Origin of the sequence: Allohoeflea poritis, from assembly GCF_027889715.1 — a bacterium.
Lineage (GTDB): Bacteria > Pseudomonadota > Alphaproteobacteria > Rhizobiales > Rhizobiaceae > Hoeflea_A > Hoeflea_A poritis.
Genome location: NZ_JAPJZH010000002.1, coordinates 441996 through 457702, shown reverse-complemented (window position 1 = coordinate 457702; position 15707 = coordinate 441996). Strand labels below are relative to the sequence as shown.

Genomic DNA, 15707 nt, shown 5'->3' with positions numbered 1-15707 from the left:
GGCTATTTCGGTAGTGTGACGCTTTGCATCCAGTTGATTTCGGGTCTGCCGGACAGCGCAAATGTGCGCGACCGCAATTCGGCGACGAGATTCTCGCGCGGCTTCAGATCGGCAACCTTCTCATGGCTTATGGGATCGCCAATGGTCACATCCACCGGCCTGCCGATCCTTCGCACGGTTTCGCGGCAATAGAGCGACAGCCGCAGCGTCGGGCTGAGGTGGCTGGCGATCTGGAAGAGCCGGCTGTTCTGGCCCGAAAAATGGATCGGAATGATGACCGGCCGTGCCGCACTCACCAGGCGCGCCGTGTATGAAATCCAGGGAAGATCATAGGCCGGCCCCCTCAAGAGGGACGTTGCGGTGGCGACGCCTCCGGCTGGAAAAATCGCAATCGAGCCACCCGCCAGCAGAATTTCCAGCGCCCGCCGCCTTGAATCGATCGTAACGGCATTGCCCTCGGCCGTGCCGGAAAACTCGATCGGCAGGACGTGCGGCTTGGCTTCGGGTGCGCGGCACAGCACGCTGTTGGCCATGACCTTGACGTCCGGGCGCACCTTCAGGGCCAGCCAGCAAAGGATGATGCCGTCGACGACCCCGTAGGGATGGTTGGCGATGAAAAGGACGGGACGGTCGACCGGTATGCGCGTCAGCGCTTCCCGTTCATAGCGGACATTGATGTCCAGAAGCCGGAGTGCGGCGTCGAAGAAGCTTTCGCCGGCATGGTCTGGCCGGTCTTTTTCATCGCGATATTGCCGGTAGAGCCTTTGCAGTTTCAGCCTTCCGGTCAAGGTTTCAATAGCGCGGATTGTCGTTCGCTGAAGCCAGGGCTGTTCTGGCGCCGAATAGGTTACGTAAGTAGACGAATTCAAAGCCATGCCCGCAAACGATTTCCCTTTGCCTCCTCGGCACAAATGCAGGATGCAGCGAACATTGCAAGTGGCCGGGCCGCAAATTTGCGAAACCGTGCCCCTAACGCCACAAACGCGCAAAAAGGGCGACAAATTTCACGTTTCTCACATGTAAAAGTTGTCACTGGTTGCAATATCGTAAGTTTTGCGTAAGCTTTGTAATATATCGTTTGTATACAGAATTTTATTTCCTCCCTAGACTCGGGCTGCTTAACAGGCAGCCTTCTTTTTTGTTTAAAATCAAAGATTTAAACGAAAAAATAAGATTGATATCTGGCGCTTGAGGCCGTCATGCCGGATCTGGTGATTCGTGGTGGACGGCGAAAAATCCGAAAATAACGGCTTCGAATCCGGATAATTTCGCGCATAAGGCGAAAATAATAGGCTGTACGGCAACCGATTCGCTCAAGCGACCGTTTCCTCGCTGGTCGCGCCATTCTAAAGACGCAATTTGGTGAGTGACAAACCGGTGCGAACAGGGCAGGGTTCCGATACCAGCCATCATTGTCGGGAAGGCGCGGTTCTGGCGCAGCCGTGGCGACTCTAGCAACAACCGGGAGACGGAATGAGCAAGGTGCAGATTGCGGGGCCCGACGCGGTGATTTCCTTCTGGTTCGAGGAACTGACGCCGGAAGACTGGTACAAAAAGAATGATGCGCTTGACCGCGATATCGCGAAGCGTTTCGGCGCCACGCACCTGGCCCTCGCCGGCAGCATTCCGCAGGAATGGTGGTCGTCGGCCGAAGCGGTTCTGGCGCTGATCATCGTTTTCGACCAGTTCCCGCGTAATATCTACCGGGGCACGCCCTTGGCTTTCGCCACGGATTGCCTTGCGCTCAAGGAAGCCAGATCGGCGATCGATGCGGAACTGGACCAGCTTGTGGATGCGAAACGGCGCATTTTTTTCTATATGCCGTTCGAGCATTCGGAAGTGCTCGCAGATCAGGATCGGGCTGTCGAATTGATTTCCAGGCTCGATGACGAGGAATTCACGCGCTATGCGCATGCCCATCGCGACGTCATTATTCGTTTCGGGCGGTTCCCGCACCGCAACGCGATTCTGGGTCGGGAGAACACGGCGGAGGAAACAGCCTATCTGGCGCAGCCCGGTTCCGGGTTTTAAGTAATCTTGCGCCGGCAGCGGATTTTCCGACGCGTTCATGCAATTTCCGCCGGGCGGTCGGTTGTGGATTGGCGCCATGGTACGGTCTGTTATCGCGCCTGAATTCGTCGTATACCAGAGGTCGAATCGGTGCGGGGAATTCAGGTGACATCATTCCTGTTGCGTGTGGTTCTGATGGGCGTCCTTTGCCTTGGGGCGCTGCTGTCCGCTGGCGGCCTTGCCCCGGCGCAGGTTGATACCGCAACCGGTCTCGAGGCTTCCACGTCGGATAATGTGAAGTCGGCGCGCAAGGCGATCGACAAGGCCGGTGAGGAACTCCAGGACCTCAAGAAGAATGATGAAGCGGCACGCTATGACGATGCGCAGCTGGTCGATCTGCAGCAGCGGCTGGAGGATATCGCCGCCTCGATGCAGACCATCTACGAGGATCTGCAACCGCGTCTGGAGACCATCAAGGCCAGAGAAACGGAAATCGGGGAGCCGCCCGGCGAGGATGAACCGGAGGAACCGCAGTCTCTGGTCGACGAACGCAGCCAGTTGGCGAAGGACCGGGCCAGCATCAATGCGGAGATTGGATTGGTGCAGGCTGTCCAACAGGATGCACGCAAGCTTGCCGATTCCGTTGCGAGCTACCGGCGGATATTGTTTCGTCAGTCCCTGCTTGGCCGCGCTGATCTTTCGACCGAAAACTTCGATGTGCTGAATGAGGCGCTGGCCGAGGAGGTCGAGGAGTTCCGTTCGCGTGTCTCCAGCTGGCTGACGTTCACCTGGAGACATGAACGCGGTGCCTTCCTGTCCGCGCTGTTTTTATCCTTTCTGTTCGGCGCGCTTTTTGTCTACGGCGAATATCGCCTGTTTTCGCGGTATACCGAGCATGACCGCAGCGAAAGCGATCCGTCCGAATTCAGCAAATACACATCCGCTTTCTGGCTGACATTCCTGCCGACGCTGGGCCTGGCGATATTCTGTACATTGACTTGGTTCTTCCTGAACAATTTCAATGTCTTGCGCGGCGACATTTCACAAATGCTCGCGCCGTTCTTCCAGTTTCTCGTCGTTCTGTTTTTTGTCGGCCGACTGGCCGGAGCCGTCTTGTCGCCGCGATATCCGGACTGGCGCATGGTGCCGGTGTCGGACCGCGGTTCGCGCGTTCTGTGGTGGCTGATCATGGCGGCGACCTTCGTCAATGCCGCTGATTATCTGGCGGGCAGTATTGCCGAAGTTCTCGAATCGCCCGTCATCCTGACCATCGCGCGCAGTATCCTTGCCGCGATCATCATCGGGGTGCTGCTGGTTATTCTTTCGCGGATCCGGCCGATGCGCGAAAGCGAAGATCGCAGCAGCGCATGGCCGCGCTCGATTTCGATACCGCTGACGATCCTCGGCATTGCGCTGATCGTCATGCCGCTGTTCGGCTATGTCGGCCTGGCGCGCTTCGTGGCAACACAGGTTGTCGTGCTCGGTGCCCTGATCGTTACGATGTATCTGGGTTTTCTGTCGGCAAAGGCGGTATCGGAGCCGGCGGACTTTTCCGCCTCGGCTTTGGGCAAAATCCTGTCAGGGCGTTACGGGCTGGGACAGGTGGCCGTCGAACAGATCGGCCTTTTGTGCGGCATACTGATCTATGTCTTCGTGATCGTGGTGGGTGTGCCGATCATCTTCCTGGTCTGGGGTTTCCAGATCCGGGATATTCAGGGCTGGGTCGCCGACAGTTTCAGCCAGGTGACGATCGGCAGTGTGACGATTTCACTGTCGGGCATCCTGATCGGCCTCGTGGTCTTTGCCGTCGGCTATTTCATTACGCGCTGGTTCCAGCGCTGGCTTGACGACAATGTGATGCGCCGCAGCCGCATGGAAGACGGCCTGCGCAATTCCATCCGCACGGCGGTCGGCTATGCCGGCATCATCATTGCCGGCGTCATCGGCGCGTCTGTCGCCGGGCTCAATCTTTCAAACCTGGCGCTGGTCGCGGGCGCGCTGTCGCTGGGCATCGGATTCGGTCTGCAGAACATCGTCAACAATTTCGTCTCGGGGCTGATCCTTTTGGCCGAGCGGCCCTTCAAGGTCGGGGACTGGGTCGTGACAGGTTCGACACAGGGTTTCGTGCGCCACATCTCGGTCCGCGCCACGGAAATCGAAACCTTCGACCGGCAGTCGGTCATCGTGCCCAATTCCGAGTTCATCAATACGCCAGTGGGCAACTGGACTCACCGAAACCATCTCGGCCGCGTTCAGATCGCGGTCGGCGTGTCCTACGATTCCGATCCGCGCCGGGTCATCGAAATCCTGGAGGAGATCGCGCCGACCAACGATATCGTCCTGCGCAATCCGGCGCCGTTCGTCGTGTTTACCGGGTTCGGCGCCTCGTCGCTCGATTTCGAGTTGCGCGTTTATCTCAGCGATGTCCTGTCCGGTCTGTCCGTGGCGACCGATCTGCGCACCAAGATCTTCGAACGGTTCAGGGAAGAGGGGATCGAAATACCCTTCCCGCAGACCGATGTGCACATCAAGGTGCCGCAAGCCGATGGCGGTTCGCAGGCGGGCGCGACAAGTGCAACATTGGAGCCGGGCGCGTCGCCGGGGCCCGCAAAACCGCCGGCGTCGCGGATCGATCCGGACGAATAGCGGTTGGATATTTTGCGTCAACCGCTTATGGCTTTATTAACCTTTTCTCCAAAATGAATGCGTTTGGTGCCGGTTTTGCCGGGATCGTTCACCTGTCCTGAAGTTTGATGTTCTAGCGTCGCGCCCATGGATATCCGGGTGGAAGACAACAGGGCACACAGCGACCAGCAGGACGTTCCGCTGTGCGTCGACCTCGATGGAACGCTGCTGAAAACCGACTCGCTCTGGGAGAGTCTGATCGGTTTGCTTATGCGCAATCCCCTGCAGATATTTGCAATCATCGCATGGGTGCTGCGCGGCAAGGCGGCTTTGAAAATCGAGGTGGCGGCGCGCACGAACCGGGATCCGGCCACCTGGCCCTATCGACAGGAAATCGTCGATCTTCTGAAGCGCGAGAAGCGGAACGGCAGGCGCATCGTCCTGGCGACCGGAGCGCCCGAAACGGTCGCCCAGGGTGTTGCGCGCCAGCTTGGGCTGTTCGACGAGGTTTTCCATACGACGGATGATACAAACCTGACCGCCAGCCGAAAGGAGCGGGCGCTTGTCGAGAGATTCGGCGAGGCCGGGTTCGACTATATCGGCGACAGCCGCGACGACATCGCCGTATTCGAGGCCGCTCGACGGGCATTCGTTGTCGCGCCCGATCGCGCGGCCGGTCGCTGGGCCGCCAGTCACGGCGCCGAGGTGCTGGTCGAACAGGCGGTCAATGCACGATTGCTGCTGAAGGCCATGCGCGTGCACCAGTGGCTGAAGAATTCACTGATTGCCGTGCCGCTTGTGCTGCACCATGAGCTGTTGAATCTCGATTTGCTGGCCAATGTCGTACTGGCGTTCTTCTCGTTCTCGTTCGCCGCATCCTTCGTCTACATCCTGAACGATCTTTCGGATCTGGAAAACGACCGGCTGCATCATCGCAAGAAGGAGCGCCCGCTCGCCAGCGGGCGGTTGTCGATCCCGAGCGGCATCAGGCTCGCTTGCGTGCTGCTGGTCGCCTCGCTGGTCCTGGCATTGCCGTTGCCGCCGATCTTTCTCGGGGTCCTGTTCGTCTACATCGCGGCAACGACGGCCTACTCCTATATTCTGAAGCGCAAGCTGCTGGTGGATGTCTTTACGCTGGCCGGGCTCTTTACACTGCGTATCATTGCCGGCGGCGCGGCGATCGCCTCGGATCTGTCCTTCTGGCTGCTGGCCTTCTCGATTTTCTTTTTCCTGTCGCTGGCTCTGGTCAAGCGTTACGTGGAACTGTCCGAACTCTCCTCCGAGGAAGGCTCGAAGAAGCTCGGCCGCGGTTACTATGCCATCGATTTCGAGATGATCGGCCAGGCAGGCATTTCATCCGCATTCGGCGCGGCACTGGTCCTGGCACTTTATGTGAACAGCGAGGAAGTCCAGCAGATGTACGCCATGCCGCTTCTGCTGTGGCCGCTTTGCCCGATGATCGCCTATATGCTCCTGCGGATCTGGATGCTGGCGCGGCGCGGCGAGATGCATGACGATCCCGTCGTCTTCATCATCAGCGACTGGCGCAGCCAGCTGGTGACGGCCGTCGGTGCGATCCTCGTGCTGGCAGCGGCGGTCAATCCGCTATGAGCTATGAGAGCTGGGGCCGAAACGACAGCGTTGTGCGCGAGGCGCGTACGCCCGACCGCCTGACTCCCGACATTCTGGCAAACGGCAGTTTCCTTGCCTACGGCAATGGCCGATCCTACGGAGACAGTTGCCACAACACTGGCGGCCGTCTCATAGACATGCGCGACTCCAACCGCATATTGTCCTTCGATGATGTCAGCGGTCTCATGACCTGCGAGGCCGGGACGCTGCTCAGCGATGTCCTCGCCCATGCCATACCGCGCGGCTTTTTCCTGCCCGTCACGCCCGGCACACGCTATGTCACGGTGGGCGGCGCGATTGCCAATGACGTGCATGGCAAGAACCACCATGTACGCGGCACGTTCGGCGCCCATGTCGAAAGCCTCCATCTCCTGCGCAGCGATCGGGGGCTTCTGACCTGCTCGCAGAGCGAGAACAGCGACCTTTTCGCCGCGACGATCGGTGGCATGGGACTGACCGGGCTGATCACCCGGGCAAAGATAAGGCTGATGCGGGTGGGATCCGCCGATGTGCGCCAGCGCACCCTGCGTTTCGGCGGGATCGATGATTATTTCACGCGCTGTGCCGAGTTCGACGACATGCATGAATATGCGGTTGCCTGGATCGACCAGCTGGCGAAGGGGCGCCGGCTGGGGCGAGGGCTGCTGCTTGGGGCCGACCATCCGTCGGAAAAAATGCGCGCATCGGCACCGGCCTCGAAGCCGCTGTTGTCGGTGCCGTTGGTGCCGCCGGTCAATCTGGTGAACCGCACGACGTTGAAAGTCTTCAACGAGCTGTTCTTTCGCAAGGAAAAGGCCGGCGAGCACTGGCGTACGGTGTCCTGGCAGAGCTATTTCTATCCGCTCGATTCCATCGGGCACTGGAACCGGTTTTATGGCCCGCGCGGGCTGATGCAGCATCAAAGCGTCTATCCGGAGATGAACGGCCACGATACGACGGTGCGGCTGATGGAATGCGCGCAGTTGCATGGCCACGCATCCTTTCTGACCGTGCTCAAGCGCTTCGGCGGGCAGTTGTCGCCGGGTCTGTTTTCCTTTCCGCGGCGCGGATTCACGCTGACCCTGGATTTCGCCAACCAGGGCGCCGATACGGTCAAGCTGCTGGATGCGCTCGATGACATCGTCATTTCCGCCGGCGGAGCGGTGAACCCTTACAAGGACGCACGCATGAGCCCCGCCACATTCGAGGCGTCGTTTCCGAACTGGCGCGCGCTCGAGGCCTATCGCGATCCGGCCATGATGTCGGATTTCTGGAGGCGTACCGCCTTGGCCCTGCCGCAGCGATTGGTCGATGAAAGGCTCGTCGGGGCTGCGGTTTGATTCAATTTTAAGCAATACCGCAATCGCCCCTTAACCCTTTGAATTCACGGAATATACGGGAATATCGGCTACCAAGGACGAGAAGTGGGGAGCCAGTATGAATTACATACCGTTTATCCTTTTTACGGTGCTGACCAACGCGGCGGCACAGCTGATGCTCAAGCAGGGCATGCTGAGCCTCGGTCCGCTTGAATTCGCGGGCGAAAACGCCGTTCTGAAGGTGTTGCAGATCGTCTTTCATCCCTGGGTCTTTGCCGGCCTGGTGACCTTTGTGATTTCGATGGCCTCGCATCTGTACGTCCTGTCAAAGGTGGAGCTTTCCTTCGCCTATCCGTTTTTGAGCCTTGCCTATGTGGCGGTGGCGGTCTTCGCCTATCTCGTCTTCAAGGAAGATCTCAACGCCTGGCGCATCGCCGGCATCGCGTTCATTTGCGTCGGGACGGTGCTGATCGCGCAGTCCGGGCGCACGGATCCGCGCGAGATTGCCTCCCATACCGGCAACAAACCCCACACCATCAGCGAGTTTGACACATGAAACATGTTCTTTTCGGCGGCGACGGATTCGTCGGGCGGGTACTGGCCGCGCGCCTGGTCAAGGACGGCGAGGACGTGGTCGTCTGCGACATTGCAAAGGGCGACGTGCCGCACTACGCCAATTGCCGTTTCATCCAGCTTGACGTGACCGACAGGGCGCAATTCTCCAAGGTCGATATCGCTGCCGACGACATGGTTTACAATCTATCGGCCAAGATGCTGTCGCCGCTGCAGATCCGCGCAAAGCGCCACGATTTCTTCTGGCCGGTGAATTACTACGGCACCGAGAACATTATCGACAAGATGGCCGGGAGCGATGCGCATCGTCTTGTCCACTACACGACAGACATGATCTACGGCCATACCTTCACCTATCCGCAGACGGAAGAGCATCCCGCCAATCCACTCGGGGAATACGGCCTTTCCAAGCTGGCGACCGAGCATCTTGCGGAACGCTGGCGCGAGAGGGGCATGCGCATCTCGCTGTTCCGTCCGCGATTGATCATCGGGCCCGGCCGGCTGGGCATCCTGTCCAAACTGTTCAAGCTGGTCGACTACAACCTGCCGGTGCCGATGATCGGGGCGGGGCGCAATCCCTATCAGTTCATTTCCGTTTTCGACTGCGCGGAGGCGGCGCGCCTTGCCTGGAAGGCGGGTGTTCCGAACGAGGCCTACAATCTCGGCTCGGACAATCCGCCGCCGGTGCGCAAGCTGCTGGGCGACCTGCTCCGGCATGCCGGTTCGCGTTCCTTCCTGCTGCCGACGCCCGGCTGGGCGGTCAAGCGGACACTGGACCTCTTCGACCTCGTCAATCTGCCGATCATGGATCCGGAGCAGTATCTGATCGCCGACGAAATGTGCATTCTCGACTGCACCAAGGCCAAGCAGCAGCTTGGCTGGAGCGCCGACTACCGCGACGAGGACATGCTGATCGCGGCCTATGACGAATATCGCGAAGGTCTGAAAGCCGGCGAAAGCGGATCGCACGCGACGCCGAAACCCAACGCCACAATCTGAGGCAGGATCATGAATATCGTACCCAGGATCACCAAGCCGCATCTTCTGACGGTCGAGGATGCCAAGGCGCTCGACCTGCCGACAATGACCGAATATTTCAAGGACCACCTGAATCCGGGCCAGCTCCATTTCATGAAGCTGCTCGGCTTCAACAAGGTCAAGATCGAGCGCGCCGAGGGTATGTATTACATCGACCAGAAAGGCCGCAAGATCCTCGATTTCTTCGGTGGTTTCGGTTCGCTCGCCTTTGGTCACAACCATCCGAAGGTGCTCGGAGCGCGCATCAAGTTCCAAGAGGAAAAGCGCCACGAAATCGCCATGGCGTTCCTGTCGCAATATGCGGCAGCGCTGGCGCGGAACCTGGCCGAGATTTCCCCGGGCGATCTCGACATGGTGTTCCTGGGTTCCTCGGGTTCGGAAGCCATGGAAGCGGCCGTCAAGGTGGCCGAGCGTGCGGCCGGTCCTGAGCGCAGCCGCATCGTCTATGCGGAAAACGCCTTTCACGGCAAGACGAAGGGCGTGCTGTCGCTGACGGATTCGCCGTTATACCGGGGTCAGTTCAAACTGGTGGATGAGACGGTTCGCGTGCCGTTCGGCGATATCGATGCGATCCGCAACGCCTTCGAGGCCGATCCGCAGATCGGCGTCATCGTCCTGGAAACGATCCAGGGCGGCGGCGGCATCATTTCGGCGCCCGACACATTCTGGCAGGAACTGCGTGCGCTTTGTGACAAGCACGACGTGCTGTGGGTCGCCGACGAAGTGCAGTGCGGCATGGGCCGTTCCGGACGGTTCTACGCGTTCGAACATGCCGGCGTTGTCCCGGATGTCACCGCGCTTGCCAAGTCGCTCGGCGCCGGCAAGTGCGCCATGGCCGCGATGATCGCGCGGCGCGATGTCTATATGAAAGCCTATGGCAAGCCGAACACGGCACTGATCCATGGGCCGGCGACTTTCGGCGGCATCGGCGAGGCGTGCATTACCTCCATTGAAGGCCTTAATCTTCTCTACGATGAGGGCCTGATCGAAAACGCGGCCGCACAGGGCGATTATCTTCTGCGGCGCCTTTCCGAACTGCAGCAGGAATATCCGAAAATCATCAAGGACGTGCGTGGCCAGGGCCTCATGATCGGGCTGGAGTTCCAGGATTTCAGCCAGACGCTGCCAATGGTGTTGCGTCCGGTCGTATCGGTTCTGGACGACAAGCTGAAGGGGTCGCTGTCCGGCTTCATCGGCGCGCTGCTCCTGCGCGATTACGACACGCTGGTGGCATTCACCGAATACAACCGCAATGTCATCCGGCTGGAGCCGCCGCTGATCTGCCAGGGCGAGCATGTCGACGCTTTCGTCGATGCGCTGGACAATCTGCTGGGCCGCGGCATTGTCGGCATTGTCAGGGATTTCGTGGCAAGCCAGGTCAAATAGGTCGCGGGGCAGGCGGTCCCGCCGCTTCCACACAATCAAACCATTCGCTCGGAACTGCAGGCGCCTTCCGTGGTGCCTGTCGTCCGGCGTTTTTCGCATGTCGCAAACAGGCGATACGTTGTTCCGTGTGACGTCCATATTTGCCGCACGGTTTGACGGTGCTCGCGTATTTGCGGGCCAATTCAGCGTCATTGAACTATAAGTGCGAGCGCAAATGCCGATCCGCCGCGTGCCGGACCGGACCGGAAATCGCATTTGCAATCCATGAGGAAACGGATCCCGGACAACGGGTCGCGGAAAGGGCAGGACAATGAAGAACAGCGCACGTGCGGTTGTGATTGGCGGGGGCGTCGTCGGCGTCTCGACCCTCTATCACCTGGCGAAGAAAGGCTGGGACGATGTCATCCTTATCGAGCGCAAGGAGCTGACATCCGGTTCCACCTGGCATGCCGCCGGCCTCCTGCCGCTGTTCAACATGAGTTATTCGGTTGGGCAGATCCACAAATACTCCGTCCGCTTTTATCAGGAGCTTGCCGAGGAAACCGGCATGGATACCGGCTTCCGCAAGGTGACCAATGTGCGGCTGGCGCGCACGCAAGACCGTCTCGACGAATACGAATACTATATGGGCGTCGCCGAGACGATCGGTATCGATGTCAACCGGATGACACCGGAAGAGATCAAGGAAAAATGGCCCTATGTGAATACGGACGGGCTGATCGGCGCGATCTGCCATCCCGAAGACGGCTACATTCAGCCGGCGGACCTGACCCAGGCGCTTGCCAAGGGCGCGCGCGATCGCGGCGCCACCATCTACCGCAATACGACGGTCGAGGGTATCGAGCAGCTTGAAGACGGCCAGTGGCTTGTGAAAACCGACAAGGGCGATGTGACCTGCGAGCACGTCATTTCCTGCAGCGGCAATTTCGCTCGCAAGACCGGGGCCATGGTCGGCCTCGATATTCCGGTCATCCCGGTCGAGCACCAGTATATCGTTACCGAGGCGCATCCGGAGATCCAGAAGTTCCGGGCCGATGGCGGCGCCGAGCTGTGCGTGCTGCGCGAATCCGATTCCTCCTGGTACATGCGCGAGGAGGCCGGCGGCCTGCTGCTCGGACCTTACGAGAAAGGTGCGCCGTGCTGCTATGTGGACGGACCTTCCGACGATTCCGAATACGAGCTTTTCCAGGAGGACCTGGAGCGGCTGATGCCACACATAGAAACGGCGATTACGCGCGTTCCCTATTTCGGCGAGGCCGGGATCAAGAAGGTCTACAATGGCGCCATCGCCTACACGCCCGACGGTTCGCCGATTATCGGCCCGGCGCCGGGACGAAAGAATTTCTGGCTCAATGAGGGCCACTCCTTCGGTGTGACGGCCGCCGGCGGTGCCGGATGGCAGCTCGCGGAGTGGATCGTCGAGGGCGAACCGACCATCGACATGATGGGCGTCGATCCGCGCCGGTTCGGACCCTACGCGACCGAGGGTTATCTGCGCGAGAAGAACGAGGAAGCCTATGCCAATGTCTTCACCGTTCACTATCCGGATGAAGAGCGTGTCGCGGCACGGCCCCTGAAGCGCACGCCGTGCTACGACCGCATGAAGGACCTCGGCGCCGTCTTCGGCTCCGTTTATGGCTGGGAGCGGCCCAACTGGTTCGCGCCGCAGGGTTACGGCATCGATGTGGACAGCATCGACAAGCCGGATGTGCTCACCAATCACAATCACCCGGTTCCGGACGCGGACAACAAGGTCGCGGAAATCTGGTCGTTCCGCCGCTCGAATTATTTCGAGCATGTCGGCAACGAGGTCAAAAACGTGCATGAGAATGTCGGCCTGCTCGACATGTCGGCCTTTGCCAAGATGGAAGTAAGCGGGCCGGGCGCCCGGGCATGGCTGGATTCGATCCTGGCCAATTCAATTCCGAAGAAACGTGGCCGTATCGCCCTTGCGCATCTTTTGACCAAGAATGGCGGCGTCCGGTCCGAATTCACCGTCTACGAATGGGCGCCCGACCGGTTTTATCTGGTTTCAGCGGGGGCTTTCGAGGCGCACGACCATGACTATTTGCGCAAACTCGCGCCGACCGACGGCTCGGTTCGCCTCAACGCGATCACCGAACGGCTCGGCGTGCTCGTCCTGGCCGGCCCGCGGTCGCGGGAGGTCTTGCAGAAGCTCACCCGCGCCAGCCTCGACAATGCCGATTTTTCCTGGCTTTCCGGCAAGCAGATCAATGTCGGCCCGGCAAGCGCCCACGCGCTGCGGGTGAACTTTGTCGGCGAGCTCGGCTGGGAACTGCACCATCCGATGGAGCAACAGAACACGATCTTCGATCTGCTGATGGAAGCCGGTGAAGAATTCGGCATCAAGCCGTTCGGCATTCGCGCCATGACCGCCATGGCGGTGGAGAAATCCTATCGCCTGATTCCCCGCGAACTGTCGATCGAATACAACGCCTATGAATCGGGCCTCGACCGGTTCGTCAAACCGAACAAGGGCGATTTCATCGGCCGCGATGCCGTTGTGCGCGCCCGCGAAGAGGGGCTGAAATGGAATTTCGTCACCCTCGAGGTGCATGACGTGACCGATGCCGATGCGCGCGGCAGCGAGGCAATCTACCGGAACGGCGATCTCATCGGCCGGGCAACGCACGGAAGCTATGGCTGGCGGCTTGGCAAGTCTCTGGCGCTCGCCATGGTGCGGCCGGACCTCAGCGAGACGGGCACGGAACTTGAGATCAAGATCCTCGGCAAAATGCACCGCGCGACGGTGATCGAGGAAAGCCCGTTCGATGCCGACAACGAGGCGCTGAGGGCCTAGATTAATTGGTTTTCCGGGCAGAGAAACTGAATGGATAGCGTCACGCGCCATCCATTCAGCGGTGCGGGCGCCTTACTTTGACGCGTGGATTTCACATTTTCCGGCAAATGAACGCGACCATTTTTGTGTTCCTGCCTGGCAGTGTCTGATCGCCAGCGCTTCGGCTTCTTCGACACTCTTCTTGTTGAGGGCGACCCCGCATACGCCACCCAATCCCTGGTAAGCTGCCGCCGTGATGTCAGTGGAGGCATAGGCGGAATGACCACTGGCATTGATGTAAGCTCTGGCGGCGCTCGGGCAGTCGCCTTTGGCTACGGTGTTGGAAAGCGGCAATGCACGGCGAACCTTGCCGGCCCATCCGGAAAGCGATTCACCGGGAGGTGGTGGCGTTGAGGTCGTGCATGCGGTCAGTACCAGGCCTATACAGGCGATGAGTGCAGTGGTGGTTCGAGACATAAATCCCCCAATTATGTAACATTCAGATACAAGATATGCGCCTGCAATCGATGCGAGAAGATATCGCCCGGTACAGCCAAACATGATCTACTCAAAGTTGTTTTTGCGGTCTAGACCGTTTTGAACGGAACCTTCGCTGCCGCGGCACCCGTTGCATGGTTGCAACAGGTGTTTACAGCAGGCGGTTGCTACAATTCGGCTTGAATTCTCACGCCGCCGATGTGAGGAGCTGTTTGCGGTCGGCGCGCTCTTGCTGGGGCGAGCGGCCGTAGAGTTCGCGATAGCACTTGGAGAAGTGCGAGGCGGAAACGAAACCGCAGGCCACAGCCACTTCGACCACCGGCATGGAAGACTGGATCAGCAGGTGGCGGGCCCGGTCGAGCCGGATCTCCAGATAGTAGCGGGCAGGGGAGCGCCCCATTTCCTGACGGAAGAGGCGCTCGATCTGGCGCCGCGACAGGCCGGCATAATCGGCGATTTCCAGCAGGGACAGCGGCTCCGACAGGTTGCTTTCCATCAGTTCGATGATCGAAAGCACCTTGGAGTTCTGCACGCCGAGACGCGCCCGCAGCGGCAGCCGCTGCCGGTCGTGCGGATTGCGGACCCGGTCGGTCAGCGCCTGTTCGCACACGCGGTTGACCAGATTGTCGTCATGATCCTCGCCGATCAGGTTCAGCATCATGTCGAGTGAAGCGGTGCCGCCGGCGCAGGTGTAGATATTGTCGTCGGTCTCGTAGAGGTCGGCATAGACCTCGGCGAGCGGAAATTTCTCCGAAAAGCCCGGCAGGTCCTCCCAGTGGATGGCGCAGCGTCGACCGGAAAGAAGGCCGGCCGCGGCGAGCACATAAGCGCCGGTGCACAGGCCGCCGACGGAAATATTGCGGTTGTGCACTTCACGAAGCCAGGCATGAACGGATTTCTGCGCATGGGTTTCGACATTGACGCCGGAGCAGACAAACACCATGGACGGGCGCTTCTCGCCGGCGAGGTTGCGCCGTTCTTCTTCCAGCGTCGTGGTCGCCGATACCTCGATGCCGTTTGACGCCATGACAGGCGATCCGTCGAAGGATGCAATACGCCAGCTATAGGCCTTGTAGCCGAGCATGCGGTTGGCGAGCCGCAGTGGCTCGATTGCCGTTGCAAACGCAATCAGAGAAAAATCCGGAACCAGATAGAAAACGAAGGATCGTTTTACCGTCGGCGTGTTGTTATCCATCGCCATCAATCCCTGAACATAGCGCCTTGCAGCTTTCCTTGCCGGATCTCCGGCGGGTCGCAGGGCGGCCGCATTGCAAAATTACTCCCTGGCGTCCTTGCCGCCGCGGCGCTGAGATTCCGGAATGTTTTCAGAAAAGTCTCTCCACCCGCTGAGCAATAACGCCTTAGCGGCTGCGACCTTTACACAGTCGGCCATTTCTGTGAAGCGAAATTTTTCGTGAGAAAGCGGGGAGATTTGCGGTGCTGGGAGAGGGTACCAAGAGGCAGTAAAGCACGGGCGCGCCAATGGGCGCGCCCGCTGTTGTCAAAGGCCCACGCGGCGGCAGGATTCGCGCTTGTCATAGCGCGCCGGCCAGCCGATATCGTGCAGCATGTGATCGCTGAGCTTGGCGATTTCCTTTTCCGTCTGCCTATGCAGCCGGGCACACTGGTAGCGCTTCCAGCGCGTGCGGATTTCTTCCACGAGACGGGAAACAAGTGGCGTTCTGACGGCATGCTTCGCCGGCACAACGGTGAGTCCGGATGTGTTTCGGAATTCCATTCGTGCATTGTTCAACATGTTCAGGCTCCTTCCTGATTGCCGGTGCTTGGGATTTCAAGAGACCGGTGAATTCAAAGAAGGTCGCGACCCTTGATCTTGACTATGGCGC

General features: G+C 59.6%; 12 protein-coding genes. 8 read left to right on the top strand and 4 right to left on the bottom strand.

Annotated features, from left to right (window positions below):
• Positions 1–2 precede the first annotated feature (2 nt).
• Entirely contained in the window at positions 3–875 is an 873-nt protein-coding gene (locus OOZ53_RS05095) for a lysophospholipid acyltransferase family protein (RefSeq protein ID WP_271088245.1), read from the bottom strand.
• A 598-nt stretch (positions 876–1473) separates the two neighbouring features.
• Here OOZ53_RS05095 and OOZ53_RS05090 point away from each other — a divergent pair.
• The 8 genes from OOZ53_RS05090 (at position 1474) to OOZ53_RS05055 (ending at position 13383) form a co-directional block, all read left to right on the top strand.
• Positions 1474–2031 carry a DUF924 family protein gene (locus tag OOZ53_RS05090; protein ID WP_271088244.1) on the top strand — a complete coding sequence of 186 codons (558 nt, stop codon included), beginning with the start codon at positions 1474–1476 and terminating at the stop codon, positions 2029–2031.
• Positions 2032–2175: 144 nt separating this feature from the next.
• On the top strand, positions 2176–4656 hold the full coding sequence (locus OOZ53_RS05085) for a mechanosensitive ion channel domain-containing protein (protein ID WP_271088243.1): 2481 nt from the start codon (positions 2176–2178) through the stop codon (positions 4654–4656).
• Between the two features lie 138 nt (positions 4657–4794).
• Positions 4795–6246: a UbiA family prenyltransferase gene (locus tag OOZ53_RS05080; protein WP_333780584.1), complete on the top strand. Its 1452-nt coding sequence runs from the start codon at positions 4795–4797 to the stop codon at positions 6244–6246.
• Positions 6243–7586 (top strand): FAD-binding oxidoreductase, encoded by a 1344-nt coding sequence (locus tag OOZ53_RS05075; RefSeq protein ID WP_271088241.1) that lies wholly within the window; start codon positions 6243–6245, stop codon positions 7584–7586. The genes OOZ53_RS05080 and OOZ53_RS05075 overlap by 4 nt, the downstream gene beginning before the upstream one ends.
• A gap of 97 nt (positions 7587–7683) precedes the next feature.
• A complete protein-coding gene (locus OOZ53_RS05070; RefSeq protein ID WP_271088240.1) occupies positions 7684–8121 on the top strand; it encodes an EamA family transporter in 438 nt (145 codons plus the stop codon).
• Entirely contained in the window at positions 8118–9137 is a 1020-nt protein-coding gene (locus OOZ53_RS05065) for an NAD-dependent epimerase/dehydratase family protein (protein WP_271088239.1), read from the top strand. The genes OOZ53_RS05070 and OOZ53_RS05065 overlap by 4 nt, the downstream gene beginning before the upstream one ends.
• A gap of 9 nt (positions 9138–9146) precedes the next feature.
• A complete protein-coding gene (locus OOZ53_RS05060; protein WP_271088238.1) occupies positions 9147–10562 on the top strand; it encodes an aspartate aminotransferase family protein in 1416 nt (471 codons plus the stop codon).
• A 310-nt stretch (positions 10563–10872) separates the two neighbouring features.
• Positions 10873–13383, top strand: coding sequence for a GcvT family protein (locus OOZ53_RS05055; protein WP_271088237.1), 2511 nt, complete (start codon positions 10873–10875; stop codon positions 13381–13383).
• A 72-nt stretch (positions 13384–13455) separates the two neighbouring features.
• On the opposite strand, the gene OOZ53_RS05050 is transcribed toward OOZ53_RS05055, so the two are convergent.
• The 3 genes from OOZ53_RS05050 to OOZ53_RS05040 all read right to left on the bottom strand — a co-directional run bounded on the left by OOZ53_RS05050 (position 13456) and on the right by OOZ53_RS05040 (position 15616).
• On the bottom strand, positions 13456–13839 hold the full coding sequence (locus OOZ53_RS05050) for a hypothetical protein (RefSeq protein ID WP_271088236.1): 384 nt from the start codon (positions 13837–13839) through the stop codon (positions 13456–13458).
• 208 nt (positions 13840–14047) lie between these two features.
• Entirely contained in the window at positions 14048–15055 is a 1008-nt protein-coding gene (locus OOZ53_RS05045; protein WP_271088235.1) for a GlxA family transcriptional regulator, read from the bottom strand.
• 306 nt (positions 15056–15361) lie between these two features.
• A complete protein-coding gene (locus tag OOZ53_RS05040) occupies positions 15362–15616 on the bottom strand; it encodes a YjiS-like domain-containing protein (protein ID WP_271088234.1) in 255 nt (84 codons plus the stop codon).
• Positions 15617–15707 lie beyond the last annotated feature (91 nt).

Excerpts from the sequence above, each read along its gene's own strand:
- OOZ53_RS05095 (WP_271088245.1), bottom strand. The coding sequence starts at position 875 with ATGGCTTTGAATTCGTCTACTTACGTAACCTATTCGGCGCCAGAACAG.
- OOZ53_RS05040 (WP_271088234.1), bottom strand. The coding sequence starts at position 15,616 with ATGTTGAACAATGCACGAATGGAATTCCGAAACACATCCGGACTCACC.
- OOZ53_RS05055 (WP_271088237.1), top strand. The coding sequence starts at position 10,873 with ATGAAGAACAGCGCACGTGCGGTTGTGATTGGCGGGGGCGTCGTCGGC.
- OOZ53_RS05070 (WP_271088240.1), top strand. The coding sequence starts at position 7,684 with ATGAATTACATACCGTTTATCCTTTTTACGGTGCTGACCAACGCGGCG.
- OOZ53_RS05060 (WP_271088238.1), top strand. The coding sequence starts at position 9,147 with ATGAATATCGTACCCAGGATCACCAAGCCGCATCTTCTGACGGTCGAG.
- OOZ53_RS05090 (WP_271088244.1), top strand. The coding sequence starts at position 1,474 with ATGAGCAAGGTGCAGATTGCGGGGCCCGACGCGGTGATTTCCTTCTGG.
- OOZ53_RS05065 (WP_271088239.1), top strand. The coding sequence starts at position 8,118 with ATGAAACATGTTCTTTTCGGCGGCGACGGATTCGTCGGGCGGGTACTG.
- OOZ53_RS05050 (WP_271088236.1), bottom strand. The coding sequence starts at position 13,839 with ATGTCTCGAACCACCACTGCACTCATCGCCTGTATAGGCCTGGTACTG.
- OOZ53_RS05045 (WP_271088235.1), bottom strand. The coding sequence starts at position 15,055 with ATGGATAACAACACGCCGACGGTAAAACGATCCTTCGTTTTCTATCTG.
- OOZ53_RS05075 (WP_271088241.1), top strand. The coding sequence starts at position 6,243 with ATGAGCTATGAGAGCTGGGGCCGAAACGACAGCGTTGTGCGCGAGGCG.